22 protein-coding genes are annotated in these 25,764 nt (G+C 70.7%); 8 read left to right on the forward strand and 14 right to left on the reverse strand.

From position 1 onward, the window contains the following. Positions 1 to 15 precede the first annotated feature (15 nt). The 8 genes from ACQF4J_RS07045 to ACQF4J_RS07080 all read right to left on the reverse strand — a co-directional run bounded on the left by ACQF4J_RS07045 (position 16) and on the right by ACQF4J_RS07080 (position 8,979). The gene (locus tag ACQF4J_RS07045; protein ID WP_351581509.1) at positions 16 to 1,317 is read right to left on the reverse strand and encodes an alpha/beta fold hydrolase; all 1,302 of its coding nucleotides are present in this window, start codon (positions 1,315 to 1,317) and stop codon (positions 16 to 18) included. 100 nt (positions 1,318 to 1,417) lie between these two features. Further along, positions 1,418 to 2,443 carry a LacI family DNA-binding transcriptional regulator gene (locus ACQF4J_RS07050; RefSeq protein WP_351581511.1) on the reverse strand — a complete coding sequence of 342 codons (1,026 nt, stop codon included), beginning with the start codon at positions 2,441 to 2,443 and terminating at the stop codon, positions 1,418 to 1,420. 82 nt (positions 2,444 to 2,525) lie between these two features. Next, positions 2,526 to 3,938, reverse strand: coding sequence for a BNR repeat-containing protein (locus ACQF4J_RS07055; protein ID WP_427165139.1), 1,413 nt, complete (start codon positions 3,936 to 3,938; stop codon positions 2,526 to 2,528). Positions 3,939 to 3,978: 40 nt separating this feature from the next. Further along, a complete protein-coding gene (locus ACQF4J_RS07060; protein ID WP_351581515.1) occupies positions 3,979 to 4,299 on the reverse strand; it encodes an L-rhamnose mutarotase in 321 nt (106 codons plus the stop codon). Positions 4,300 to 4,330: 31 nt separating this feature from the next. Beyond that, the gene (gene rhaS / locus ACQF4J_RS07065) at positions 4,331 to 5,410 is read right to left on the reverse strand and encodes a rhamnose ABC transporter substrate-binding protein (protein WP_142145323.1); all 1,080 of its coding nucleotides are present in this window, start codon (positions 5,408 to 5,410) and stop codon (positions 4,331 to 4,333) included. 29 nt (positions 5,411 to 5,439) lie between these two features. Beyond that, positions 5,440 to 6,432, reverse strand: a complete 993-nt coding sequence (locus ACQF4J_RS07070) for an ABC transporter permease (protein ID WP_200702543.1) — start codon at positions 6,430 to 6,432, stop codon at positions 5,440 to 5,442. Next, the gene (locus ACQF4J_RS07075) at positions 6,425 to 7,465 is read right to left on the reverse strand and encodes an ABC transporter permease (protein ID WP_351581517.1); all 1,041 of its coding nucleotides are present in this window, start codon (positions 7,463 to 7,465) and stop codon (positions 6,425 to 6,427) included. Before ACQF4J_RS07075 ends, ACQF4J_RS07070 begins: the two co-directional genes overlap by 8 nt. Next, entirely contained in the window at positions 7,462 to 8,979 is a 1,518-nt protein-coding gene (locus tag ACQF4J_RS07080) for a sugar ABC transporter ATP-binding protein (RefSeq protein WP_351806761.1), read from the reverse strand. The genes ACQF4J_RS07075 and ACQF4J_RS07080 overlap by 4 nt, the downstream gene beginning before the upstream one ends. Before the next feature lie 283 nt (positions 8,980 to 9,262). On the opposite strand from ACQF4J_RS07080, the gene rhaI (ACQF4J_RS07085) reads away from it, so the two are divergent. Beyond that, positions 9,263 to 10,423: an L-rhamnose isomerase gene (gene rhaI / locus ACQF4J_RS07085; RefSeq protein WP_427165143.1), complete on the forward strand. Its 1,161-nt coding sequence runs from the start codon at positions 9,263 to 9,265 to the stop codon at positions 10,421 to 10,423. Between the two features lie 22 nt (positions 10,424 to 10,445). Here rhaI (ACQF4J_RS07085) and ACQF4J_RS07090 read toward each other — a convergent pair whose 3' ends face one another. Continuing rightward, positions 10,446 to 10,811, reverse strand: a complete 366-nt coding sequence (locus ACQF4J_RS07090; RefSeq protein ID WP_351585012.1) for a YciI family protein — start codon at positions 10,809 to 10,811, stop codon at positions 10,446 to 10,448. After that, positions 10,808 to 11,668 carry a LysR family transcriptional regulator gene (locus tag ACQF4J_RS07095; protein WP_427165145.1) on the reverse strand — a complete coding sequence of 287 codons (861 nt, stop codon included), beginning with the start codon at positions 11,666 to 11,668 and terminating at the stop codon, positions 10,808 to 10,810. Before ACQF4J_RS07095 ends, ACQF4J_RS07090 begins: the two co-directional genes overlap by 4 nt. Positions 11,669 to 11,833: 165 nt before the next feature. Between ACQF4J_RS07095 and ACQF4J_RS07100 the strand changes: the two genes are divergently transcribed. Continuing rightward, complete coding sequence (locus ACQF4J_RS07100) at positions 11,834 to 12,709, forward strand: NAD(P)H-binding protein (RefSeq protein ID WP_427165147.1); 876 nt, start codon at positions 11,834 to 11,836, stop codon at positions 12,707 to 12,709. Between the two features lie 16 nt (positions 12,710 to 12,725). Here ACQF4J_RS07100 and ACQF4J_RS07105 read toward each other — a convergent pair whose 3' ends face one another. Then, positions 12,726 to 15,359, reverse strand: coding sequence for a family 78 glycoside hydrolase catalytic domain (locus ACQF4J_RS07105; protein WP_427165149.1), 2,634 nt, complete (start codon positions 15,357 to 15,359; stop codon positions 12,726 to 12,728). Between the two features lie 265 nt (positions 15,360 to 15,624). Here ACQF4J_RS07105 and rhaI (ACQF4J_RS07110) point away from each other — a divergent pair, with 265 nt between their 5' ends. From rhaI (ACQF4J_RS07110) to ACQF4J_RS07135, 6 genes are all read left to right on the forward strand, one after another. Continuing rightward, on the forward strand, positions 15,625 to 16,785 hold the full coding sequence (gene rhaI, locus ACQF4J_RS07110; RefSeq protein ID WP_427165151.1) for an L-rhamnose isomerase: 1,161 nt from the start codon (positions 15,625 to 15,627) through the stop codon (positions 16,783 to 16,785). A 54-nt stretch (positions 16,786 to 16,839) separates the two neighbouring features. Then, the gene (locus ACQF4J_RS07115; protein ID WP_427165153.1) at positions 16,840 to 18,879 is read left to right on the forward strand and encodes a bifunctional aldolase/short-chain dehydrogenase; all 2,040 of its coding nucleotides are present in this window, start codon (positions 16,840 to 16,842) and stop codon (positions 18,877 to 18,879) included. After that, entirely contained in the window at positions 18,876 to 20,324 is a 1,449-nt protein-coding gene (locus ACQF4J_RS07120) for a rhamnulokinase (protein WP_427165155.1), read from the forward strand. The genes ACQF4J_RS07115 and ACQF4J_RS07120 overlap by 4 nt, the downstream gene beginning before the upstream one ends. Positions 20,325 to 20,396: 72 nt before the next feature. Continuing rightward, complete coding sequence (locus ACQF4J_RS07125) at positions 20,397 to 21,152, forward strand: (Fe-S)-binding protein (RefSeq protein WP_351584914.1); 756 nt, start codon at positions 20,397 to 20,399, stop codon at positions 21,150 to 21,152. Further along, complete coding sequence (locus tag ACQF4J_RS07130) at positions 21,149 to 22,627, forward strand: LutB/LldF family L-lactate oxidation iron-sulfur protein (RefSeq protein ID WP_351805934.1); 1,479 nt, start codon at positions 21,149 to 21,151, stop codon at positions 22,625 to 22,627. Before ACQF4J_RS07125 ends, ACQF4J_RS07130 begins: the two co-directional genes overlap by 4 nt. Beyond that, the gene (locus ACQF4J_RS07135; protein WP_427165158.1) at positions 22,624 to 23,286 is read left to right on the forward strand and encodes a LutC/YkgG family protein; all 663 of its coding nucleotides are present in this window, start codon (positions 22,624 to 22,626) and stop codon (positions 23,284 to 23,286) included. The genes ACQF4J_RS07130 and ACQF4J_RS07135 overlap by 4 nt, the downstream gene beginning before the upstream one ends. A 145-nt stretch (positions 23,287 to 23,431) precedes the next feature. Here the strand turns inward: ACQF4J_RS07135 and ACQF4J_RS07140 are convergent, their stop codons facing one another. The 3 genes from ACQF4J_RS07140 to ACQF4J_RS07150 all read right to left on the reverse strand — a co-directional run bounded on the left by ACQF4J_RS07140 (position 23,432) and on the right by ACQF4J_RS07150 (position 25,711). Then, positions 23,432 to 24,346 (reverse strand): hypothetical protein, encoded by a 915-nt coding sequence (locus ACQF4J_RS07140; protein ID WP_427165160.1) that lies wholly within the window; start codon positions 24,344 to 24,346, stop codon positions 23,432 to 23,434. A gap of 159 nt (positions 24,347 to 24,505) precedes the next feature. Next, entirely contained in the window at positions 24,506 to 25,081 is a 576-nt protein-coding gene (locus ACQF4J_RS07145) for a hypothetical protein (protein WP_351583685.1), read from the reverse strand. 39 nt (positions 25,082 to 25,120) lie between these two features. Further along, the gene (locus ACQF4J_RS07150) at positions 25,121 to 25,711 is read right to left on the reverse strand and encodes a TetR/AcrR family transcriptional regulator (protein ID WP_427165162.1); all 591 of its coding nucleotides are present in this window, start codon (positions 25,709 to 25,711) and stop codon (positions 25,121 to 25,123) included. Between the last annotated feature and the right edge of the window lie 53 nt (positions 25,712 to 25,764).

Genomic DNA, 25,764 nt, shown 5'->3' on the forward strand with positions numbered 1-25,764 from the left:
ACGGGGCAGGCAGGGTCACGCCTCGTCGCGGACGAGGGCGAGGAGTCGGTCCAGGACGCGCTGGCCGCCCGCGCGGACGCCGTCGTGCTCGTACTCGTCGGTCACCCAGGTGCGCAGGCCTCTGATGGTGCGGGCCGTGCGGAGGGCGTGGGCCGTGTCGACGTACATGTCGTCGTGGTAGACGGCCGCCGCGACCGGCACGTCGTTGGCGGCGAGCCGGGCGGGGTCGTAGAGGGGGCGCCAGTCCGTGCGCCGTGCGAGCAGGTCGGCCGTCTCGCGCAGGGGCCGCAGCGCCGGGTCGCAGTCGAACATCCAGGGGTGGATCGACTCGCCGGTGAACAGCAGCGGGCCGTCGCCGGCGAGCGCCTTGGCCGCGTCGAACTGCGGGAACTCGCCGCGCACGCGCTCGGCCGACCAGGCGGTGGGGCGCTCGTCCTGGGCGTAGATCGCCTCGTGGACGAGGGCGTACAGGGGGTGGCTCGCGTACGACAGCAGGCCCTGTACGTCCTCCTGGAAGGCGTCGGAGAGCTCCGCGCCGTGCGGGGTGCGGACGAAGGCGTGCTCCAGGAGGTGGTGGAGGCGGTGGCTGCCCTCGCCGCCGCCCAGGAGGATGCCCAGGGTCTGGAAGGCCTCGGCGGTGAGGTGGTAGCCGTTCGGCAGGGTCACCTCGTGGGTGAGGAGGTGGTCGGCGATGCGGCGGGCGCGTTCGACGTCCTGCGGGTAGCGGGCGTAGTGCGCGGCGACCTTGCGCTCGACGCGGGGGTAGGCGGCGCGGTAGACGTCGTCGGCGTGCGCGTCGAGGGAGGGCAGGCCGCCGGTGATCAGGGCCGCGCTGAGGCCTTCGGGGGCGTGTGAGAGGTAGTTGACGGCGCAGAAGCCGCCGAAGCTCTGGCCGAGCACCGTCCAGGTGGCGCCGCCGGTGACCGCCGGGCGGATGGCCTCGCAGTCGCGGACGATCGAGTCGGAGCGGAAGTGGGTGAGGTAGGCGGCCTGTTCTGCGGGGCCGCCGCGCAGCGGCAGGGTCTGCCGGTTGGCGGGGGTGGAGTGCCCGGTGCCGCGCTGGTCGAGGAGGAGGACGCGGTACTCCTTCAGCGCGCGGCCGAGCCAGGACGGCCTGCCGACGAACCTGTTGGCTCCGAAGCCCGGACCGCCCTGGAGATAGACCAGCCACGGCAGGTTCCGGTCCGCCTTCTCGCTCGCGACGACCTCACGGGCGTAGAGCTCGATCGTCTCCCCGGCCGGGTCGTCGTGGTCGAGGGGCACGGTGAAGCGGCGGTCGGTGAGGACGACGCCGGGCTGGCGGTACGTGGCGGTCAACGGGTCTCCCGGGACGGACGGACTTCTGGCCGCGTCCCACTTCACCACATGACCGGGCCCGTGCCGACCTCCGGGATCATGAAATTTACTGAACGGACGATCAGCGGGCGGAGAGGCTGGAGCGCCGTACCACGAGCTCCGGCTGGAGCACGACCCGCCGGTGTTCGTGCCGTGTCGTGCCGGTCTCGGCCTCCGTCTCCTCCAGCAGCAGCTCCGCTGCCATGGCACCCATGGTGACGGCGGGCTGCCGTACGGAGGTGAGCGGGACGGCCGCGGCGGCGGCGAACTCGATGTCGTCGTAGCCGACGATGGCGAGGTCGTCGGGGACCTTTATGCCGGCCGCGTACATGGCCTGCAGGACTCCGAGGGCGAGCAGGTCGTTGGCGCAGAAGACGGCGGTGGGCCGGTCGGCGAGGCCGAGCAGGCGGGCGCCCGCGTCGCGGCCGGCGGCCACGTCGAGCCGTTCGGTGGGCAGCTCGCGCAGACAGTCCGGGCCGAGGCCGGCCTCGGCGAGGGCGTTCAGGGCGCCCGTGCGGCGGTCGCGGACCTGGTTGAGGCCGGGCGGGCCGCTGACGTACGCGATGGAGCGGTGCCCGGCGTCGACGAGGTGGCGCACGGCCAGGGCGCCGCCCGCCACGTCGTCGACGGAGACCGAGCACTCGGTGGTGCCCTCGGCGACCCGGTCGACGAGGACGAAGGGGATGTTGTGGCGCCGGAAGGTCTCGATGTTCCGGCCGGTCGCGTCGGCGGGGGTCAGCAGCACGCCCCGTACCCGCTGCTCGGCGAAGAGCGACAGGTACTCGGCCTCCTCGCCGGCGCTCTGCGCGCTGTTGCAGACCATCACGCCGAGCCCGGCGTCGCGGGCGGCGCGCTCGGCACCGCGGGCGACGTCGACGAAGAACGGGTTGCCCATGTCGAGGACGAGCAGCCCCATGATCCGGCTGCGGCCCGCGCGCAGCTGGCGCGCGGACTCGCTGCGGACGTAGCCGAGCCGGTCTATGGCGGACTGCACCCGTGCCCGGGTCTCCGTGGCGACCGTGTCCGGACGGTTGATCACGTTCGACACCGTGCCGACGGAGACTCCGGCGGCACGGGCGACGTCCTTGATACCCACCGACTGGGCCATCAGGCAGGGACCTCCAGAGGAACGCGGAGCGGCGGGAAGAGGACCTTCACATTACCGTCATCGCCCCGCACATCGGCGCCGGTCACGCGGGCAGTGCGAAGTCGACGACATGGAGTGCCGAGGGGGTCGTGCCGCTCGACTTCTCCTGGTACATGAACGACAGCACGTTGTCGTACCTCACCCGCAGCTCGTCGATGACGACCTCGCCGAAGGCGTTGAGGTCGCTGCCGTCGTAGAGCAGCGTCCAGTCGGTGTAGCCGGAGGACTTCGACGCGGCGGCGATCCGGCCGTAGGGCAAGACCGCGTAGGCGTTGTCGTACTTGTCCAGGACCAGCTTGGTGCGCTGGCTGGAGTTCAGGGGGACCGGGATCTCGGTCTTCTGCCAGCTGCCCGAGGCGTTCTTGCGGACGTGGAAGGCGCGGCCGTTGGCGGTGCGGTCGGCGACGTAGTTCGTGGTGCACTGGCCGAAGCGGCCGGGGACGTAGCTGATGATCGCGTGCGGGAGGCCGGTGGAGTCCGTCCACTGGCTCTCCTGGTTCATCAGGGAGTGGTCTGGGTTGAGGGAGTCGACGACCAGGCCGGAGTCGGTGACGGCGACGGTGTCCGAGGTGCCGGTGGTGGCGACCAGGGTGCCGGCGTCGTTGCGCCAGGTGCGGCCGCGGTCGGTCGAGTAGACGTAACCGGTGTCGTGGTTGGTGATCCCGCCGCTGTTGCACATCACCGCCGCGTTCTGCTCGCGCCAGGTGAAGAAGGAGTGCAGCCGGCCGTTGACGTCGTAGTCGATGCCGTGCAGGTACATGTTGCGGGCGGTGGAGGAGCCGTGCGAGCTGGTGTACGTGCCCGTGGAGGCGGACCACTCCCCCAGTGCCGTCCAGCTCGAACCGTCGTACTCGGCGAGGGCGTTGCGGCCGTTGCCGGAGATGCCGACCCGGTAGCTGAGCTGCAGCCTGCCCTCGGGGGTGGACACGAACTGCGGGTAGGTGAACTGCGAGGTGAGGGCGAGGCCGTCCATGGACGTCTGGACCGCTCCGAGCACGGACGAGGTCCAGGCGGTGGTGGCGGGGTTGTCCATCAGCCCGGCGGCGGACTTCACGTAGAAGTAGCCGTCACTGTGCGAGTCCATGTTGAGGTGCAGGCGGCCGTCGACCTTGGAGACGCCCATGGAGATGACGTTGTGCGAGTCGCTGGTCTTGAGGACGTGGGACAGCGTGACGGTCGACCAGCTGCTCCCGCCGAGCACGCGGCGGCCGACAACGGCGTTGCCGGTCGAGGTGTACCAGACGGCGTACTGGTAGCCCTTGTACGTCAACAGGCCGTTCTTCTGGAACGAGTTGTTGTTGACCAGGCCGTCGTAGGAGACGAAGAAGATCGCCTGGGAGTCGAGCTGGGTGGTGCCCTTCTTGCTGACGGAGGGGCCGGGGTCGGCGGCCCGCGCGATGCCCGGTGTTGCCACGGCCGCAAGTATGGCGGTCGCGAGCACGGTGCGTCTTCTCATGAGCGGCTCCAGCGGGGCGGGAAGGATCGGCGGGGACGGGTCAGGCGAGGTGGAACACTTCGGTGAGCGGTTTCATGGCCTCGTCGGGCCGGGCGCCGTCCAGCGACTCGAAGAACGGCCCCATCTCCGCCTGCCAGCGGGCGTTGACCTCGGTGGCCTCCATGCCGGCGAGCGCGGCGTCGAAGTCCTCGGTCTCCAGGTAGCCGACGAGCAGGCCGTCGTCGCGCAGGAAGAGGGAGTAGTTGTGCCAGCCGGTGGCGGAGAGCGCCTCGCGCATCTCCGGCCACACGGCGGTATGGCGTTCGCGGTACTCGGCGAGCCGGTCCACACGGACCTTGAGGAGGAAACAGACGCGCTGCATGAAGTACCGGCTCCCGCAGGGGTGGAAGGGATCAGAAGTTGAACTGGTCGATGTTCTTGGCGGTGAACACGGTCGGCTTGCCGAGGGTGATCACGCCGTCCTTGCCGATCGTGTACGTGGTCGACCCGGCCTTGAAGGTCTCGCCCTCCTTGCCGGTGATCTGACCGGAGGACAGCGCGACGGCGGTGCGGGCGGCCAGGTCGCCGAGCTTGGCCGGGTCCCACAGCTCGAAGCCCTCGACGGTGCCGTTCTTGACGTACTTGCGCATGTCGTTGGGGGTGCCGAGGCCGGTCAGCTTGACCTTGCCCTTGTACTTGGAGCCGGAGAGGTACTGGGCGGCGGCCTTGATGCCGACCGTGGTCGGGGAGATGATCCCCTTCAGGTTCGGGTACTGCTGGAGCAGGCCCTGGGTCTGCTGGAAGGAGGCCTGGGCGTCGTCGTTGCCGTAGGCGATCTTCACCAGCTTGACGTTCTTGTACTTCGGGTCCTTCAGCTCGTCCTTCATGTACCCGATCCAGGTGTTCTGGTTCGTGGCGGTCTGGGCGGCGGACAGGATCGCGATCTCGCCCTTGTAGCCGATCTGCTGGGCGAGCAGCTGCACCTCGGTGCGGCCGAGGTCCTCGGCGGAGGCCTGCGAGACGAAGGCGTTGCGGCAGTCGGGCTTGGTGTCGGAGTCGTAGGTGACGACCTTGATGTTGTTCTTCATGGCCTGCTTCAGCGCGGTGCACAGGGCGCCCGGGTCCTGCGCGGAGACGGCCATCGCGTTCACCTGCTGCTGGGTGAGCGTGTTGACGTAGGAGACCTGCCCGGCGGTGTCGGTGGCGCTGGAGGGGCCGACCTCCTTGTACTTGCTGCCGAGTTCGGTCAGCGCCTTCTCGCCGCCCTTGTCGGCGGAGGTGAAGTACGGGTTGTTGACCTGCTTGGGCAGGAAGCCGACGGTCAGCCCCTTCTTCAGCGCGGCGTTCGGGTCGGCCTTCGCGGTCGAGGAGGCGGAGGCGTTGTCGCTGCCCGAGTTGTTCTTGGTGGTGCCGCCGCAGGCGGTCAGCGCGAGGGCGAGCGAGGTGCCGGCGGCGAGGGCCGCGCAGGTACGACGGACGGATGACTTGCGCATGTTGAGGTTTCCTTTACGAGGGTGAGGAGTTACGACGTCGGAGTCGAGGCGGCGGCTCTGCGTCCCGCCCTCGCGACGGAGATTTGCCGTGCGACCCGTGGGCCGAGCACGGAGATGACGAGCAGGACGCCGGTGACGACGATCTGCGACTGGGCGGAGACGTTCAGCAGGCTCATCACGTTCTGCAGCGCTCCGAGGAGGAAGACTCCCGCGATCGCGCCGCCGAGCGTGCCCCGGCCGCCGTCGAAGTCGATGCCGCCGAGCAACACCGCTGCGACGACGGACAGTTCGAGTCCGGTGGCGTTGTCGTACCGGGCGCTGGCGTAGTGCAGCGCCCAGAAGATCCCGGTGAGCGAGGCCATCAGGCCGGTCACCGTGAACAGGATCAGCTTGTGCCGCTTGACCCGGATCCCGGCGAACCGCGCCGCCTCCTCGCTCGCGCCGATCGCGAACAGCGACCGTCCGAAGGGCGTGGCGTGCAGCACCACGACGGCGATGGCGAGCAGGACGAGGAAGGGCAGGAAGGCCTGCGGGAGGAACGAGTTCCCGAGCCGTCCGGACGCGAAGTCCAGGTACTGCGTGGGGAAGTCGGTCACCGCGTCGGAGCCGAGCACGATCTGCGCGATGCCCCGGTAGGCGGCGAGGGTGCCGATGGTGACGGCGAGGGAGGGCAGTCCGAGCCGGGTGACGAGCAGGCCGTTGACCAGCCCGCAGACGACACCGAGCAGCAGGCACAGCGGGATGATCGTCTCGATCGCCATGCCGTCGTTCCACAGCTTGCCCATCACCGCGCCGGACAGGCCGGCGGTGGAGGCGACGGACAGGTCGATCTCGCCGGCGACGACCAGCAGGGTCATCGGCAGGGCGATCAGGGCGATGGGCAGGGTGTTGCCGATCAGGAACGACAGGTTGAGGGCGTTGCCGAACCCGTCGACGGTGCCGAACGACAGCAGGAGCAGAAGGATCAGCAGCGCGCCGACGACCGTGTCCCAGCGGACCGCGCGCGTGAGGGACTCAGGCATTGCGGGCGTTCCTCTTCTTCAGGGCGGAGGCCACGCGCAGCGCGACGATCCGGTCGACCGCGATGGCGAGGATGAGCAGGATGCCGTTGATGGCGAGCACCCAGACCGAGCTGACGCCGAGGGCGGGCAGCACGCTGTTGATGGAGGTCAGCAGCAGGGCGCCGAGCGCGGCCCCGTACACGCTGCCGGAACCTCCGGTGAAGACCACGCCGCCGACCACGACCGCGCTGACGACGGTGAGTTCGTAGCCGGTGCCGGTCCCGGAGTCGACGTTGCCGAACCGGGCCAGGTACATGGCGCCGGCGAGGCCGGCGAGGCCGCCGCAGAAGGTGTACGCGGCCAGGATTCGCTTGCGGACGGGGATGCCGGCGAGCCGGGCGGCCTCCGGGTTGGAGCCGAGCGCGTACAGTTCGCGTCCGCTGCCGAAGTGCTTGAGGTAGTACGCCGTCGCCACCAGCACGGCCAGCGCGATCAGCGCGAGGTACGGCACCGCGGAGATGCCGCCGGAGCCGAAGTCCACGAAGCCGCCGGGCAGGTCGGCCGCCGTGATCTGACGGGAGCCGACCCAGATGGAGTCGATGCCCCGGATGATGTAGAGCGTGCCGAGGGTGACGACGAGGGCGGGCACCTGGCCGAGGCTGACGAGAAGGCCGTTGAGCAGTCCGAACCCGACGCCCATCAGGACCGCCAGCCCGATGGCGATCACCGAACTGCCGCCGCCGTGCAGGTAGTCGCCGGCCGCGAAGGCGCAGATGCCGAGGGTCGAGCCGACGGACAGGTCGACGTTCCTCGTGATCACCACCAGGGACTGGCCGGTCGCGACCAGCACCAGGATGGTGGCGTTCAGGAGCAGGTCCTTGATGCCCTGCTCGGACAGGAACTCGCTGTTGCCGGCCTGGGTGATACCGATCATCACCAGGAAGACGACCAGGATGGCGAGCTCACGCATCTTGAAGACGCGATCGACGAGCCGGGTACCGCTGGACTTGGGCACCTCGGCGACGGGGGTCTCGTTGGGAGTGGTCACCGTCATGCGGCGGCCCTCCCGGTGGCTGCGGCCATCACGGTTTCCTCGGTGGCTTCGGCGCGTGGGATCTCGGCGGTCAGCCGGCCCTCGTGCATGACGAGCACGCGGTCGGCCATGCCGAGGATCTCGGGCAGGTCGGAGGAGATCATCAGGACGGCGACGCCGTCGGCGGCCAGCCGGCTGAGCAGCCGGTGCACCTCGGCCTTGGTGCCGACGTCGATGCCCCGGGTGGGCTCGTCGACGATCAGCACCTTGGGTCCGGTGGCGAGCCACTTGGCCAGGACGACCTTCTGCTGGTTGCCGCCGGACAGGGTGGAGACGGCGTCGGCGATCCGCGCGTACTTCACCTGGAGCTTGACCGCCCAGTCCAGGGACCGGTCGCGTTCGGCGCCGCGGTCCATCAGTCCGGCCCTGACGGTCGTACGGAGTCCGGTGAGGCCGATGTTGCGTTCGATGGACATGCCCATCACCAGGCCCTGGGCGCGCCGGTCCTCGGGGACGAGGGCGAGCCCGGCGGCCATGGCGGTGGACGGGGCGCCGTTGGTGAGTGTGCGGCCCTCGACCTCGACCTCGCCGGCATCCCAGCGGTCGATGCCGAAGACGGCCCGGGCCACCTCGGTGCGGCCGGCGCCGACGAGTCCGGCGAGGCCGACGATCTCGCCGTGCCGGACCTCGAAGGAGACGTCGGTGAAGACGCCCTCGCGGGTCAACCGCCGGACGCTGAGGGCGACTTGACCGGGCTTGACGTCCTGCTTCGGGTACAGCTCCTCGAGGTCGCGCCCGACCATGCGCCGTACGAGGTCGTCCTCCGTCATGCCCTCGATCGGCTCGCTGGCGATCCAGGCGCCGTCGCGCAGGGTGGTGACGCGCCGGCAGATTTCGAAGATCTCCTCCAGCCGGTGCGAGATGAACAGCACGGCCGCGCCCTGTTCGCGCAGGGTGCGCACGACGCCGAAGAGGCGGGCCACCTCGCTTCCGGTCAGGGCGGCCGTCGGCTCGTCCATGATCAGGACGCGGGCGTCGAACGAGAGCGCCTTGGCGATCTCCACGATCTGCTGGTCGGCGATCGACAGGCCGCGCGCGGGGCGGTCGGGGTCGAGTTCGACGCCGAGCCGCTTCATCAGCCGCAGGGTCGCGGTGTGCGTGGCCTTGTGGTCGATCCGGCCCAGGGCCCGCCGGGGCTGGCGGCCCATGAAGATGTTCTCGGCGATCGAAAGGTCGGGGAAGAGCGTGGGCTCCTGGTAGATGACGGCGATGCCCGCGTCGCGTGCGTCACCGGGTCCGTGGAAGACGACGGGCGCACCGTCGAGCAGCACCCGGCCGGCGTCCGGCCGGTGGACGCCGGCGAGCGTCTTGATCAGGGTCGACTTGCCCGCGCCGTTCTCTCCGGCGAGGGCGTGCACCTCTCCGGGGAACAGCTCCAGGGACACGTCCCGCAGGGCACGCACGGCCCCGAAGGACTTCGAAATGTCCTCGAGCGCCAGCACCGGGGCCGGACCCGTGTCGGACGGGTGGGTCATGAGGGGCTCCTCGACGACGTCCGGGAAGCACCTCGCGACGTCGTGAAAGGTTTCAACTGGGTTGCCGGGACGTTAGGCGCGTGGGCCATGTCACGTCAATGGGTGGGCCCCGAAAAAATTTCGAGAGCCCTTCGAGAGCCAAAGGTCACGGTGAGGCTACGGGCAACAGAGTGCGCCAGAACGCTTGACACTTCTACGGAGCGTTCTAAGCTTCGCTTCCTGAATCGATTCATACAGAAGCCGTACGGACGCCATTCCGGCCCGATGTCACAGGAGCCCTGAAGTGACCGAGCTCGCCGCGGTGAAGGCCGCGCTGAAGACCCAGGCAGTCGAGACGCCGTCGTGGGCGTACGGGAACTCGGGGACCCGGTTCAAGGTGTTCGCCCAGCAGGGAGTTCCCCGCACGCCCCAGGAGAAGCTGGCCGACGCGGCTCAGGTGCATGCCGTCACGGGGGTGGCGCCGACGGTGGCGTTGCACATTCCGTGGGACAGGGTCGAGGACTACGCCGCGCTGGCGAAGTTCGCCCAGGACCACGGCGTGAAGCTGGGAGCGATCAACTCCAACACCTTCCAGGACGACGCCTACAAACTGGGCAGCATCTGCCACCCCGACGCGGCCGTGCGCCGCAAGGCCGTCGACCACCTCCTCGAATGCGTCGACATCATGGACGCCACCGGATCACGCGACCTGAAACTCTGGTTCGCCGACGGCACGAACTACCCCGGCCAGGACGACATCCGCGCCCGCCAGGACCGCCTCGCCGAAGGCCTGACCGAGGTCTACGCACGCCTGGGCCAGAACCAGCGGATGCTGCTGGAGTACAAGTTCTTCGAGCCCGCCTTCTACACGACCGACGTCCCCGACTGGGGCACCGCCTACGCCCACTGCCTCAAGCTGGGCGAGAAGGCCCAGGTCGTCGTCGACACCGGACACCACGCCCCGGGCACCAACATCGAGTTCATCGTCGCCACCCTGCTGAGGGAGAACAAACTCGGCGGCTTCGACTTCAACTCCCGCTTCTACGCCGACGACGACCTCATGGTCGGCGCCGCCGACCCCTTCCAGCTCTTCCGCATCATGCACGAGGTCATCCGCGGCGGCGGCCTCTCCTCCGACGTGGCCTTCATGCTCGACCAGTGCCACAACATCGAAGCCAAGATCCCCGCCATCATCCGCTCCGTGATGAACGTCCAGGAAGCCACCGCCAAGGCACTCCTCGTCGACCGCGACGCCCTCACCACCGCCCAGCGCGAAGGCGACGTCCTGGCCGCCAACGCCGTCCTCATGGACGCCTACAACACCGACGTCCGCCCCCTCCTCGCCGAACTCCGCCAGGAAACAGGCCTCGACCCCGACCCCATCACCGCCTACCACCGCTCCGGATGGGCCGAGAAGATCGTCGAGGAGCGGGTCGGCGGGAAGCAGGCCGGCTGGGGAGCCTGACGCAGGTCGGCAGGTCGGCAGGTCAGCCCTCGCCCATGCCGAACGAGTCGTGGACGGGGCGCACCTCGACGGCCACGACATGGAAGTCGAGGACGCGCCCGGCGATCTCCCGCGCCCGCTCCGGGGTGGCGCAGTCGACCACGTAGTAGGCGGTCAGCTGTTCGGTCGCTCCGGTGAGCGGGCCGCTCGTCGTCGTGGCACCGTCTTCGCCGTACCGGAGAGTGGTCGTGTCGCGCGGGTAGGCCAGCCCGGCTCCGTTCAGCATCTCGCCCGTGCCCCGCAGGTCTTCGTGGAGGGCTTCGTGCCGGTGGAAGACGTCCGCGCGCTCCGCGGGCGTCATCGCCTCGGTCGCCGCCGGGTCGGCGTACATCAGGATCATGTACTTCATGCCGCCTCCGGCACCGGAGCCACCGAGGTGGCCGCTCGGACGAGTGCCGCCGCGGCCGTCGAGCGGGACTGCTGGGGCCATGCGATGAAGAGAGTGGCCGGTGGGGCGTCCGGGACGGTGCGGTAGAGGACGCCCGGGCGCGGATAGCGGCTCGTGACCGATTCCGGGAGCAAGGTCACCAGCTTGCCGAGTTCGACGAGCGCGAGAAGTTGGGCGAGGTCCGCTATCGCATGCCGCTCCATGATCATGTCCAGGTAGCGGCACAGACCGTGTGAGTTGCCCGATTCGACGCCGGGAAGGGCGAGGTCGGCGAGGGTGATGTCGTCCCGGGCCGCGAGCGGGTGGGTGACGGGGATGGCGGCGAGGCGGGGTTCGACGGTCACCACTTCCGCGTCCAGGCCCGTCTGGTCGAAGGGGCCGTACAGGAGCGCCGCGTCCGCCTCGCCCTCGCGAAGCAGCCGGACCTGCTCGCCCCAGCCGGAGAGGCGGACCGTGACGGGCCGGGCCTCCGGCTCGGCGGCGAAGCGGGCCAGAATGGCCTCCAGCAGACCGGCGTCGCCGTCGGCCTTGATCGCGAGGATCAGCTTCGGGTCCGTCGCCGCGGCGCGCTGGGCCCGTCGTCCGGCCGCCTGCAGGGCGTCCAGGGCGATGCGGGCCTCGGTCAGCAGGACCTCGCCGGCCGGAGTCAGTGCGACGCTGTGGGTGGTACGCACGAACAGGACGATGCCCAGGTCCTGCTCCAGCTTGCGGATGGCGCGGGACAGGGGCGGGGCGGAGATGCCCAGCCGTTCGGCCGCGCGGGCGAAGTTGAGTTCCTCCGCGACGGCGACGAAGTAGCGCAGTGACCGGGACTCCATGGCCTGGCACCTCCATTCGGTGTTACCCGGAGGGTAACAAGCGGGACCCGGCCGGTCCTTCCCCGCGGGAGCGTCCGGGCACAGGATCGAGGCACGCGGCCCCCGGTACCGCCACGGGTGACGGGCGTGAACCGCGTTTCCGGCGAACCGTTTTGGAGCTTCTGCATGTTTGTCATCACCACGCCCACCGGTCAGATCGGCCGGCAGGTCGTCGAGCGTGTCCTCGCCGACGAGCAGCCGGCCCGTGTGATCGTGCGGGATCCCGGCCGGCTCTCCCCCGAGGTGCGGGAGCGGGTCGAGGTCGTCCAGGGCTCGCACACCGACCCCGGTGTCCTCATGAAGGCCTTCGCGGGAGCGGAGGCCGTGTTCTGGGTGATACCTCCGGACCACAGCACGGTGAACCTCGAGCGCCACTATCTGGACCCGACGCGGTCGGCGTGCGAGGCGATCGTCAGGAACGGCGTCGGCCGGGTCGTCAGCGTGTCGACCATGGGCCGCGGCATCGAGAAGAACGCCGGGCACCTGTCGGCCGCGCGGGCCGCCGAAGAGCTGATGGCCGGCGCGGGGGTGAAGTTCCGGGCGCTGCGGCCTCCGTTCTTCATGGAGAACCTGCTCCGCCAAGTCGACGCGATCAGAGGCCGGGGCACCTTCTTCCTGCCGAGCGACCGCAACCGCACCCTGGCACTCGTCGCCACCCGCGACATCGCCGGACGAGGCGCCGAGCTGCTGCTCGACGGCACCTGGAGCGGACAGGGCGGGGTACCCGTGGTGAGCCCCGACTCCCTCACTCCCAACGGTATGGCGGAGGTCCTCGGCGATGTGCTGGGGCTGCCGGTCCGGTACCAGCAGCTCCCGATCGACGCGTACAGGTCGATGATGATCGAAAACGGGGCGAGCGAGGCCTCGGCCCAGGGTGTGGCCGACATGGCCGTCGCCCAGAACGAGGGGGCCTACGACGAGGAGCACCGCACCGCGCAGCCGAGCCCGACCGGCTTCCGCCAGTGGTGCGAGGAGGTGCTCAGGCCGGCGTTCCCCGCCTGAGCACCTCCACCGGGAGTCACTCCGGGGCGGAGAACGGATGCCGGATCGCCGCCGGCGGCCAGGTGGGAGCGGTGTACGGCCGCCGGAAGGTGCGGCGGCCGGAGCCGACCTCGAACGGCTCGCCGTCGCCGGGGAGGCGGACCTCCGCCCGGGTGTTGGGCGGTACCAGGACCTCCACCACCAGCGTGTCGTCCTCGATCCGCCAGCCCGCCTCCGCGCGGCCGTAGGGCGTCTCGTGGGCGGCCTCGGCGAAGGTGAGGTCGCCGCCGGGCAGGGGTGCGATCCGCAGCCGGCGCCAGCCCGGTTCGGCGGCCTCCAGGCCGGCGACCGTGCGGTGCAGCCAGTCCGCGACGGCACCGAGGGCGTAGTGGTTGAAGGACGTCATCTCGCCCGGGTTGACGCTGCCGTCGGGCAGCATCGAGTCCCACCGCTCCCACACGGTCGTGGCCCCCATGGTCACCGGGTACAGCCAGGAGGGGCACCCCTGCTCCAGGAGCATCCGGTACGCCAACTGCGGCTCCCCGCCCGCGCACAGCGCGTCGCAGATCAGCGGCGTACCGGCGAACCCGGTGGCGATACGGAAGCCGGCCTTGCGCACGATGAACGCCAAGCGCTGTGCGGCGCCCAGCCGTTGACGTCCCGTCGGCAGCAGGGCGAAGCACAGCGCCAGCGCGTACGCCGTCTGCGCGTCACTGGCGAGCCGTCCGCCCGGGGTGACGAACTCATCGGCGAACGACGCCCGTACGGACCGTGCGAGTTCCTCGTACCGCACGGCGTCGTCCTTCTCCCCGAGCAGCCGTGCCGTCTCGGCGAGCACGTCGGCCGAGCGGACGACGTACGCGTTGGCGACGAGGTCGCCGTCGGTGCGGGCGGCACCCGGGTCCTCGGGCGGCGCGGCCGGGTCCAGCCAGTCGCCGAGCTGGAAGTCCTGCCGCCACAGGCCGCCGCCCTCCTCGGTGAGCCGGGCCGCCACCTCCATCCAGGCGCGCATGCTCGGGTACTGGGCGCGCAGCACCCCGATGTCGCCGAAGCGCCGGTACAGCGTCCACGGGAGCAGCACCGCCACGTCGGCCCACACCGCGTGCGGGGTGCCGCCGAAGTCGAACGGCAGGACGTCGGGCACCACCAGCGGCGGGACCCGGTCGGCTCGGGCGAGCTGTTCGGCGGCGAGGTCGCGCAGCCAGCCGCCGAGCATGCCGGAACAGTCGTAGAGGAAGGACGCGGTGGGCGCGAAGACCTGGATGTCGCCGGTCCAGCCGAGGCGTTCGTCGCGCTGGGGGCAGTCGGTGGGGACGTCCAGGAAGTTGCCGCGCATCCCCTGGACGACGTTCTCGTGGAGGCGGTTGACCAGGTCGTGCGAGCACTCGAACCAGCCGGTGCGCGCCATGTCGGTGTGCAGGACCACGGCTTCGACGGCGGCCGGGTCGAACTCGCCCGGCCAGCCGTCGACTTCGGCGTAGCGGAAGCCGTGGAAGGTGAAGCGGGGTTCGTACGTCTCCACGCCCGTGCCGGCGAGTGTGTACGTGTCGGTGGCGGCGGCCTGCCGCAGGGGCCGGACGCCGAGTTCGCCGTGTTCCAGCACCTCGGCGTGGCGCACGGTGACCGTGTGGCCCGCGGGGCCCGAGAGGCGGATGCGCAGGCGTCCGACGAGGTTCTGGCCGAAGTCGAGGACGGTCCTGCCGGACGGTGTGGTGATCACGTCGACGGGAGCGACGGTCTGGGTGCGGCGCACGGGCGGGCCGGTCGGCGCCACCAACTCGGCCTCCGGGAAGGGGAGTCGGGTGACGGACGTCCAGTCGGCGAGGTCGTGGCCGGGCTCGGACCAGCCGGGGCGCGCGAGCCGGGCGTCGTAGGCCTCGCCGTCGTAGATCTCCGAGCGCAGGACGGGCCCGGTCGTGGCGCGCCATGTCTCGTCGGTGGTGAGGGTGGTGACGGTTCCGTCGGGGTGGGTGACCTCCAGCTGGGCGAGGAGGGCGCGCCGGTCGCCGTAGAGGTTGCGGCGGCCGCAGCCGAAGCCGAGCCGGCCGGTGTACCAGCCCTCGCCGAGCAGCGCGCCGATCGCGTTGTCGCCCTCGCGCAGCAGCGTGGTGACGTCGAAGGTCTGATAGCGCAGGCGGTGGTGGTACGAGGTCCAGCCGGGGGCGAGGACATGGTCGCCGACCCGGCTTCCGTTGATCTCGGCCTCGTAGACGCCGTACGCGGTGATGTAAAGCCGCGCCGACGCGACCGCCTTGTCGAGGGCGAAGGTGCGGTGCAGCAGCGCCACCGGGAGCGGGGCGTCGGACGCGTCGCGGTCGGGGGTGACGGGGCGGGCGGTCCAGTCGGTACGGTCGAGCAGGCCCGTCTCCGCCCGGGTGATCGGTGACCAGTCGGACGCTTCGGCGCCCTCGCCCCACACCTGGACACGGACCCCGACCCGGCTGCGGGAGCCGAGTTCCGGGCCCGGCCAGTCCACCAGCACGGAATCGGCGCCCTCGACGCGCCCGGTGTCGGCGAGGACCGTGCCGTCGGCATCGGTGATCTCGACACGGTAGGCCCGCTGCGCCCAGTCGGGCACGGCGGTCTCGGTGCGCCAGCTCAGGCGGGGCCGGGACTCGCCGATGCCGACGGGCTCGCGGTGGTGTTCGAGAACAGGGGCCGTGACCCTCATCGGACGGTCTCCTTCTCTCAGATGGCGGCCGGCGCGGCGGACCGCCCCCGAACCTTCGGTGATGGCACGTGTCAGTGTGGCCGAAAAGATCGTGAAACGTTTCACGGCATCGTGAAGGCGACACGGCCGTCCGTCAAGGGTTCCGACAGGGCGAAGCTTTCGGTCTCACAATGTCGACGCAGCACAATCGCCCCGACGTCTTGACGTCGTCGCAGCCCTGCGGTTAGTTTCCCTGAAACGATTCAAACAGTGTTCAGAGGTGGTCATGCCAGACCTGTCCGCCGTGAAGGCAGCGCTCGCGGCCCAGCGGATCGAAACCCCGTCGTGGGCGTACGGGAACTCGGGGACCCGGTTCAAGGTGTTCGCCCAGCAGGGAGTTCCCCGCACGCCCCAGGAGAAGCTGGCCGACGCGGCTCAGGTGCATGCCGTCACGGGGGTGGCGCCGACGGTGGCGTTGCACATTCCGTGGGACAGGGTCGAGGACTACGCCGCGCTGGCGAAGTTCGCCCAGGACCACGGCGTGAAGCTGGGAGCGATCAACTCCAACACCTTCCAGGACGACGCCTACAAACTGGGCAGCATCTGCCACCCCGACGCGGCCGTGCGCCGCAAGGCCGTCGACCACCTCCTCGAATGCGTCGACATCATGGACGCCACCGGATCACGCGACCTGAAACTCTGGTTCGCCGACGGCACGAACTACCCCGGCCAGGACGACATCCGCGCCCGCCAGGACCGCCTCGCCGAAGGCCTGACCGAGGTCTACGCACGCCTGGGCCAGAACCAGCGGATGCTGCTGGAGTACAAGTTCTTCGAGCCCGCCTTCTACACGACCGACGTCCCCGACTGGGGCACCGCCTACGCCCACTGCCTCAAGCTGGGCGAGAAGGCCCAGGTCGTCGTCGACACCGGACACCACGCCCCGGGCACCAACATCGAGTTCATCGTCGCCACCCTGCTGCGCGAGAACAAACTCGGCGGCTTCGACTTCAACTCCCGCTTCTACGCCGACGACGACCTCATGGTCGGCGCCGCCGACCCCTTCCAGCTCTTCCGCATCATGCACGAGGTCATCCGCGGCGGCGGCCTCTCCTCCGACGTGGCCTTCATGCTCGACCAGTGCCACAACATCGAAGCCAAGATCCCCGCCATCATCCGCTCCGTGATGAACGTCCAGGAAGCCACCGCCAAGGCACTCCTCGTCGACCGCGACGCCCTCACCACCGCCCAGCGCGAAGGCGACGTCCTGGCCGCCAACGCCGTCCTCATGGACGCCTACAACACCGACGTCCGCCCCCTCCTCGCCGAACTCCGCCAGGAAACAGGCCTCGACCCCGACCCCATCACCGCCTACCACCGCTCCGGATGGCAGGGGCGGATCACCGCCGAGCGTGTCGGCGGCACCCAAGCCGGCTGGGGCGCCTGACCCCGCCTCGCGTACACCCGCACCGTCCCGACGACGCAAGGAAGAGACCCGCTCATGGCACCGCACCCCGAAGCCGCCGCCCTCCTGGCCCGCTCCCATCGGCTCGGCTCCGATCCCCGCAACACCAACTACGCCGGCGGCAACGCCTCCGCGAAGGGCACCGACACCGACCCCGTGACCGGCGGTGACGTCGAGCTGATGTGGGTCAAGGGGTCCGGTGGCGACCTCGGGACGCTCACCGAGGCCGGGCTCGCCGTGCTGCGGCTGGACCGGCTGCGGGCGCTGAAGGGTGTCTACCCGGGCGTGGAGCGCGAGGACGAGATGGTCGCCGCGTTCGACTACTGCCTGCACGGCAAGGGCGGTGCCGCCCCGTCCATCGACACGGCCATGCACGGCCTCGTGGAGGCCGCGCACGTCGACCATCTGCACCCCGACTCCGGGATCGCGCTCGCCTGCGCCGCCGACGGGGAGAAGCTGACCGCCGAGTGCTTCGGCGACACGGTGGTGTGGGTGCCGTGGCGGCGGCCCGGTTTCCAGCTGGGGCTGGACATCGCGGCGGTCAAGGAGGCGAACCCGCAGGCCATCGGCTGTGTGCTGGGCGGACACGGGATCACGGCGTGGGGTGGCACATCGGAGGAGTGCGAGCGCAACTCGCTGCACATCATCCGCACCGCCGAGGCGTTCCTGGCGGACAGGGGCAAGCCCGAACCCTTCGGCCCGGTGATCGACGGGTACGCGGCGCTGGAGCCCGCGGAGCGTCGTGAGCGGGCGGCGGCTCTCGCGCCGTACGTCCGGGCCCTCGCCTCCCAGGACAAGCCGCAGGTCGGGCACTTCAACGACTCCGAGGCCGTGCTGGACTTCCTGGCGCGCGCCGAGCACCCGCGGCTGGCCGCGCTGGGCACCTCCTGCCCGGACCACTTCCTACGGACCAAGGTGCGTCCGCTCGTCCTCGACCTGCCGCCGGCCGCCCCGCTGGAGGAGGCCGTCGCCCGGCTGAAGGAGCTGCACGCCGAGTACCGCGAGGAGTACGCCGCCTACTACCGGCGGCACGCCCTGCCCGACTCCCCCGCCATGCGCGGCGCGGACCCGGCGATCGTGCTGGTCCCGGGGGTCGGCATGTTCTCCTTCGGCAAGGACAAGCAGACGGCCCGGGTGGCCGGTGAGTTCTACGTCAACGCCATCAACGTGATGCGCGGTGCCGAGGCCGTGTCGACGTACGCGCCCATCGAGGAGTCGGAGAAGTTCCGCATCGAGTACTGGGCGCTGGAGGAGGCCAAGCTCCAGCGGATGCCGGCGCCGAAGCCGCTGGCGACGCGGGTGGCGCTGGTGACGGGCGCGGGCAGCGGCATCGGGAAGGCGATCGCGCAGCGGCTGGTCGCCGAGGGTGCCTGTGTGGTGGTCGCGGACCTGAACGTGGACAACGCCGCCCAGGTGGCCGAGGAGCTGGGCGGGCCGGACAAGGCCGTCGCCGTGAGCGTCGACGTGACCTCCGAGGAGCAGATCGCCGAGGCGTTCAAGGCCGCCGTCCTCGCCTTCGGCGGCGTCGACCTGATCGTCAACAACGCCGGTATCTCCATCTCCAAGCCGCTGCTGGAGACGTCGGCGAAGGACTGGGACCTGCAGCACGACATCATGGCCCGCGGTTCCTTCCTGGTCTCGCGGGAGGCGGCCCGGGTGATGACCGCGCAGGAACTGGGCGGCGACATCGTCTACATCGCCTCGAAGAACGCCGTGTTCGCCGGTCCCAACAACATCGCCTACTCCGCCACCAAGGCCGACCAGGCCCATCAAGTACGGCTGCTGGCAGCCGAGTTGGGCGAGCACGGCATTCGCGTCAACGGGGTCAACCCGGACGGCGTGGTGCGCGGTTCGGGGATCTTCGCGGGCGGCTGGGGGGCGCAGCGCGCGGCCGTGTACGGGGTGCCGGAGGAGAAGCTCGGCGAGTTCTACGCGCAGCGGACCATCCTCAAGCGCGAGGTGCTGCCCGAGCATGTGGCCAACGCCGTGTTCGCCCTGACCGGCGGGGAGTTGACCCACACCACCGGGCTGCACGTCCCGGTCGACGCCGGCGTCGCGGCCGCCTTCCTGCGATGAGCGCGCTCGTGAAGTCGTACGCCGCGGTCGACCTCGGCGCGTCCAGCGGACGTGTCATGGTCGGCCGCGTCGGCACCGACAGCCTGGAGCTCACCGAGGCGCACCGGTTCGCGAACCGGCCGGTGCGCGTTCCGGAGGGCCTGCGCTGGGACGTCCTCGCCCTGTACGGGGGTGTGCTGGACGGACTGCGGGCGGCCGGGCAGGTCGACTCGGTCGGCCTCGACAGCTGGGCGGTGGACTACGGGCTGCTGGACGCCGACGGTGCGCTGCTCGGCAATCCCGTGCACTACCGGGACTCCCGCACCGAGGGCGTCGCGGACAAGGTGTGGGCGACCGTGCCCGCCGAGGAGCTGTACGCGGCGACCGGGTTGCAGTACGCGCCGTTCAACACGCTGTACCAGCTGGTCGCCGCTCGGGACTCGGCCCAACTGGCGTCAGCGAAGCGGTTGTTGCTGATCCCCGATCTGCTGTCGTACTGGCTGACGGGTGAACAGGGCACCGAGCTGACCAACGCCTCGACGACCCAGCTGATCGACCCGCGCACCCGCGCCTGGTCGTACGACGTGGCCTCCCGGCTGGGCGTCGACCTCGGTCTGTTCGCGCCGCTGCGGCAGCCGGGCGATCCGGCGGGCGTGCTGCGGCCGGAGGTGCTGGAGGAGACCGGGCTGCGCGGGCCCGTGCCGGTGACGGCCGTCGGGTCGCACGACACGGCGTCGGCGGTGGCCGCCGTGCCGGCCGACGGGGAGCGGTTCGCGTACATCTGCACCGGGACCTGGTCTCTGGCGGGTCTGGAGCTGGACGCGCCGGTGCTGAGCGAGGAGAGCCGGACCGCCAACTTCACCAACGAGCTGGGGCTGGACGGCACGGTCCGGTACCTGCGCAACATCATGGGGCTGTGGCTGCTCCAGGAGTGCGTACGGGCCTGGGGAGAGCCGGAGTTGGACACGCTGCTGCTGGAGGCGGCGAAGGTGCCGGCGCTGCGGTCGGTGGTGGACGCGGGTGACGCGGCGTTCCTGGCGCCCGGCCGGATGCCGGAGCGGATCGCCGACGCGTGCCGCGCCTCCGGACAGCCGGTGCCCGGGACGCCCGCGGAGATCACGCGCTGCATCCTCGACTCGCTCGCCCTCGCGCACCGCAAGGCCGTCGAGGACGCCCAGCGGCTGGCCGGCCACCCCGTGGACGTCGTGCACGTGGTCGGCGGCGGCACCCGCAACGCCCTGCTGTGCCAGCTGACCGCCGACGCGTGCGGGCTGCCCGTGGTGGCGGGCCCGACCGAGGCGGCCGCGCTCGGCAACGTCCTGGTGCAGGCCCGGGCCCACGGGCTGGCGGGCGACCTGGGGAGCGGCCGGCGTCTGCTCACCCGTACCCAGCCGCTCACCCGCTACGAGCCGCAGGGCGACACCGCGCGCTGGCGCGAGGCGCAGGCCCGGCTCGCCGGAGGGTGAACCAGGTCTCCCCCGGACCCCGCACCCCGGTCTACCCTTCACTCATCCGATGATCGAACACAAGGAGCCGCGATGCGTGTCGCCCTGTTCCTGACCTGCGTCAACGACACGCTCTATCCGGACACCGGACGCGCCGTGGTGAAACTGCTGACCAGGCTGGGCGTCGAGGTCGACTTCCCGATGGGCCAGACCTGCTGCGGGCAGGCGCACTACAACACCGGCTACCGCCATGAGGCGGAGCCGCTGGCCCGGCATTTCTCCGATGTCTTCGGGGAGTACGAGGCGATCGTCACGCCGTCCGGATCGTGCGGGGCGATGGTGCGGGAGCTGTATCCGCGGATGGGTGAGCGGGCTCGGGCCGAGGGCCGCGGGGACGCTCTCGCGGCCACTCTGGCGCCGGTCGTGCCGAAGACGTACGAGCTGACGGAGTTCCTGGTGGACGTGCTGGGGGTAACGGACGTCGGGGCGTACTACCCGCACAAGGTGACCTACCACCCGACCTGTCACGGGCTGCGCGGGCTGGGGCTCGGTGACCGGCCGCGCCGGCTGCTGCAGGCCGTCAAGGGCCTGGAGCTGGTCGAGTTGCCGGGTGCCGAGGAGTGCTGCGGTTTCGGCGGGACCTTCGCGCTGAAGAACGCGGACGTCTCGGCGGCCATGGGTGCCGACAAGGTGCGCAACGCCGCCTCGACGGGCGCGGAGGTGCTGTGCGCGGCCGACAACTCCTGTCTGATGCACATCGGCGGGACGATGACGCGGCTGAGCACCGACATGCGGCCGGTGCACATCGCGGAGATCCTGGCGAGCACGGAGGAGGAGCCGGCGGCATGAGCGGGACGTATCTGGGAATGCCGGCCTTTCCGAAGGCGGCGCACGATGCCGTGCGGGACGAGACCCTGCGCGGCAATCTCCGGCACGCCACACACACGATCCGCGCCAAGCGGGCGAAGGCTGTCGCGGAGGTGTCCGACTGGGCGGCGCTGCGGGAGGCCGGCAAGCGGATCAAGGACCATACGCTCCGCCATCTCGACAGGTATCTGGAGCAGTTGGAGGAGTCGGTCACGGCCGCGGGCGGCACGGTGCACTGGGCCGTGGACGCCGAGGAGGCCAACCGGATCGTGGCCGATCTGGTCAAGGCGACCGGCGAGTCGGAGGTCGTCAAGGTCAAGTCCATGGCCACGCAGGAGATCGGGCTGAATGAGGCACTGGAGGCCGAGGGCATCCGTGCCTACGAGACCGATCTCGCCGAGCTGATCGTGCAGTTGGGCAAGGACCGGCCCTCGCACATCCTGGTCCCGGCCATCCACCGCAACCGTGGCGAGATCCGCGACATCTTCCGCCGGGAGATGAGCCAGTGGGGCCGCCCGGCCCCCGAAGGCCTCACCGACACGCCCGCCGAGCTCGCCGAGGCCGCCCGTCTCCATCTGCGGGAGAAGTTCCTGCGCGCCAAGGTCGGCATCTCCGGCGCCAACTTCATGATCGCCGAGACCGGCACGCTGGTGGTCGTCGAGTCCGAGGGCAACGGGCGGATGTGCCTGACCCTGCCGGAGACGCTGATCTCGGTCGTCGGCATCGAGAAGATCCTGCCGAGCTGGCAGGACCTGGAGGTGTTCCTGCAGACCCTGCCGCGCTCGTCGACGGCCGAGCGCATGAACCCGTACACGAGCATGTGGACGGGCACGACGGACGAGGACGGTCCGCAGACCTTCCACCTGGTCCTCATCGACAACGGCCGCACCGACACCCTCGCCGACGAGGTCGGCCGCCAGGCGCTGCGCTGCATCCGCTGCTCGGCCTGCCTCAACGTCTGCCCGGTGTACGAACGGGCCGGCGGCCACGCCTACGGCTCGGTCTACCCGGGCCCCATCGGCGCCATCCTCAGCCCCCAACTCCGGGGAACCGCGAGCGAGATCGACGCCTCCCTGCCGTACGCCTCGTCGCTGTGCGGCGCCTGCTACGAGGTGTGTCCGGTCGCGATCGACATTCCCGAAGTCCTGGTGCATCTGCGGGAGCGGGTCGTGCAGGGCGGACCGGTCACCCGGGAGGGCAACAAGGTGGTGCTGAAGCCGGCGAAGGGGCATGCCGCCGAGCGGGCCGCCATGCGGGCGGCGCGCTGGGCCTTCAGCCATCCCGGCGCCCTGCGCACGGGCCAGCGGATGGCCTCGCGCACCCGTCGGCTCCATCCACGGACGCTCCCCGGGCCCGGCAGGGCGTGGAGCGGCAGCCGGGACCTGCCGACGGTGCCGGCGGAACCGTTCCGGGACTGGTGGCAGCGCACCGGCGGCGGAAAGGGCGGTGCCAAGTGAGCAGCAGGGACAGGATTCTGGGCCGGGTACGGCGCGCCCTTGCGGACGTCCCGTCGGACGACGTGCCGTACGAGCAGGCTGTTCAGCGGGACTATCTGCGCGAGCACGGCGAGCGGAGCGTCGAGGAGACGGTGGATCTGCTGGCGGAGAACCTGGCGGACTACCGGGCGATCGTGCACCGCACCACCGTGGACGAACTCGCCGATGTGATCGGCCGGTTGCTGAGCGAGCGCGGCTCGAAGAGCGTGCTGGTCCCGCCGGGCCTGGACGTGGAGTGGCTCGGCGGCACGGACGCCGAGCGGGTTCCGGACCGGGCCGAGAGCACTCCGGAGGAGCTGGACCGGCTGGACAGCGTCGTCACCGGCTGCGCGATCGCCGTCGCCGAGACCGGCACGATCGTCCTCGACGGCTCCCCCGACCAGGGCCGTCGCCGCATCACCCTCGTCCCCGATCACCACATCTGCGTCGTACGCGTCCCCGAGCAGGTCGTCTCGTCCGTGCCGCAGGCCCTCGAACGCCTCGATCCGACCCGCCCGTTGACGTGGATCTCCGGCCCGTCGGCCACCAGCGACATCGAGCTGGACCGGGTGGAGGGGGTGCACGGTCCACGCACCCTGGAGGTGGTCCTGGTGAGCGGTCCGCCGGAGGGACGCGGCTGAGCGGGCGCCGGGGTTTTGCCCGCCGTGTCTGGGGGCCTTGCGGCCCCCAGACACCCGCTTCGGCCCTGAACAGGCCTCGTCCTCACACGCCGGACGGGCTGGATTGTGCGGGTCGGCGCCACTTCGAAGCCCTGAGTGGGTGCGGTCAGGCGTCGTCGGACTCCCTCGCGGCCGTCTGCGAGGCACCGGCCTTGGTGTTCCTGTGCGTCGCGTCGCGGCCGAGGATGCCGAAGGCCCAGCGTTCGTTGAACCCGGACACGAATCCGACCGCGCACCAGAAGATCCAGAAGTCGGTGCCCTTGGCGGCGGACCCGGTGTGCCCCGGTGCCGGGCAGATCTGGGCGGTGGTGGCGGGCAGTTCGAAGACCGGGACCAGTCCGCCGCTGAGCAGGAAGTACACCGCCAGGGCGAGGATCCAGCCGACGAAGACCCGGTAGACGCCCTCGTGCCGCAGGCTGCGGGCGAGCTGCCGCCCCGGCGGGATGGTGCGCTCCTTGCCGATGGTCTGCCGGGACGCCAGTTGCTCGACGCTGAGCCGCAGCCGGACCAGGACGCTCAGCACGGCGCCGAGGGCACCCAGCCCTCCTGCGACGAAGGCGCCCAGCAGGCTCCAGCGGTTGGCGCAGTCGAGGGTGACGCCCAGGACGCGCAGGACCGGCACGCCCCACAGGACCGGGGCGACGAGCAGGGCCATGCCCGCGGCGGCACCCATGGCCAGGCCGATGTTCAGTCCGCGGCTGACGGCCGTCACGCTGTCCTGCCGCAGCCAGCCGCGCATCTCGGCGACCTCCTGGTCGAGATAGGCGGCAAGGTACTGGTCGGGCCGGTCGCCGAGCCGCGGGTCCTCCAGCACGGTCCGCACGACGCACCGCAGGGCGTTCTGGACACTGATGCGGGTCCGCCGGTCGAAGGTGCGCTGCGCGGCGCCCAGCGCGACCTGAAGGTGCAGGTGCTGTTCCGGATAGGTCTCGCGGAACAGCTTGTAGGCCACCTCGTCGACGGGCTGCACCAGTTCCCTCAGCCCTTTGGGCCTGGCCTCGGCCTCGGCCCCGTCCAGCACTTCTCTGTACCGGCTCCGCCAGCGGCGAAGCCCCCCGTTCCTGTCCCCCATGTACCGGGTGTACCGATCCGCGGGCGTGAGGGAAACCCGGCGCGCCGCACCAGTACGGTCACCGTCGTCACGGAGCCGTGACGTCCCCTTCGAGCGGCGCCTGCCGCGTCAGCAGTAGGTCATGGGACAGCCGTACCGTAGCGAGAACTGGGCGGCACGCAGGTACAGCGCCACGTAGAAGGCCGTGTCCAGGTCCTCGCTCCACAGCCCGGGACGGGTGGCGGCCAGTTCCTCGGCCTCTCCTTCGAGGAACCAGAACGTCAGGGCGAGGTTCTCGGACGCGTCCGGCACTTCGGCGGGCAGGCCGATGACCGCGGCCAGACGCTCGGCGAGGGCCAGCACCTGCGGGGCGCCCGCTATCAGCGTCGTGTCCGTGTAGGCGGAGCCGATCGGCAGCTCTATCCCCTCCTCGAGCGACACCGGAACCAACACCGACCAGTCGCCGAGCATCCGTTGCTCCTGCGGCGTCAGGTGCGCTCGGCACACCTCGGCGAACCCGGTCATGGGCGGGCTGAGCTTCTCCTCGAACCACGAGGCCGCGCCCCTTCCGGGAGCGGGCTCGTACGGCGGCAGGCCGCGCCGCTTCAACTCCGCGTCGAGACCGGAAGCGACCGCCCCCTTGCCGCCCTCCTCGTCGTCAGCGAACCATTCCCCCGCGTCGACACTCACCAGGTAGATCCCCATGCCCGCAACGTACCGGCCGCCACTGACAATCGGGCCGACTCACTTCAGCACGCCCGCCGCGTCGAGCAGGGTCCTCACGGTCGCGGTGGCCAGACCGTCCAGCGTCTCGATGCGGGCGCCGGCGCGGGCGCTGGCCCCGTCGAAGACCAGCATCAGCTGGCGGGCGAGGAGCTCCGGCTCGTGCGCGCCGCCGAGCTCCGCCTGAATCCGGAAGGCGTCCTGCAGCCGCTGCTTGGCGGCACGGGCCACACGGCTCGCCGGGTGCCCGGGGTCCTTCAGCTCGACCAGCGCGGCCAGAAAGGGACAGCCCTGGTAGTCGGGCCGGACCGAGGCCTTCTCCACCTGCTCGAAGACGTACAGGATGCGTTCGCGCGGGGTGCCGGCGTCCTCGGGGCCGGGCATCAGCTGCGCGGCGTAGCCGGGGGCCCGGCGCTCCAGGCTCGCCGCGAGGACCTCGTCCTTGCTCTCGAACAGCTGGTACATCGACCGCTTCGAGACGCCGGCCGTCCTGCACAGCGCCTCCACGCCGATGGAGACGCCGTCGCGGTAGAAGAGCTCGGCCGCCGCGTCGAGCAGCCGGTCCTTGGTGGACGCCTTTTCCGTCGTGGACGCCTTCTCTGTCGTGGCCATACCGCGAGGTTACCTCCGCCACCGACACCGGGGAAACCGATCGGTCTACCATG

Origin of the sequence: Streptomyces sp. C1-1, from assembly GCF_050214755.1 — a bacterium.
GTDB lineage: Bacteria > Actinomycetota > Actinomycetes > Streptomycetales > Streptomycetaceae > Streptomyces.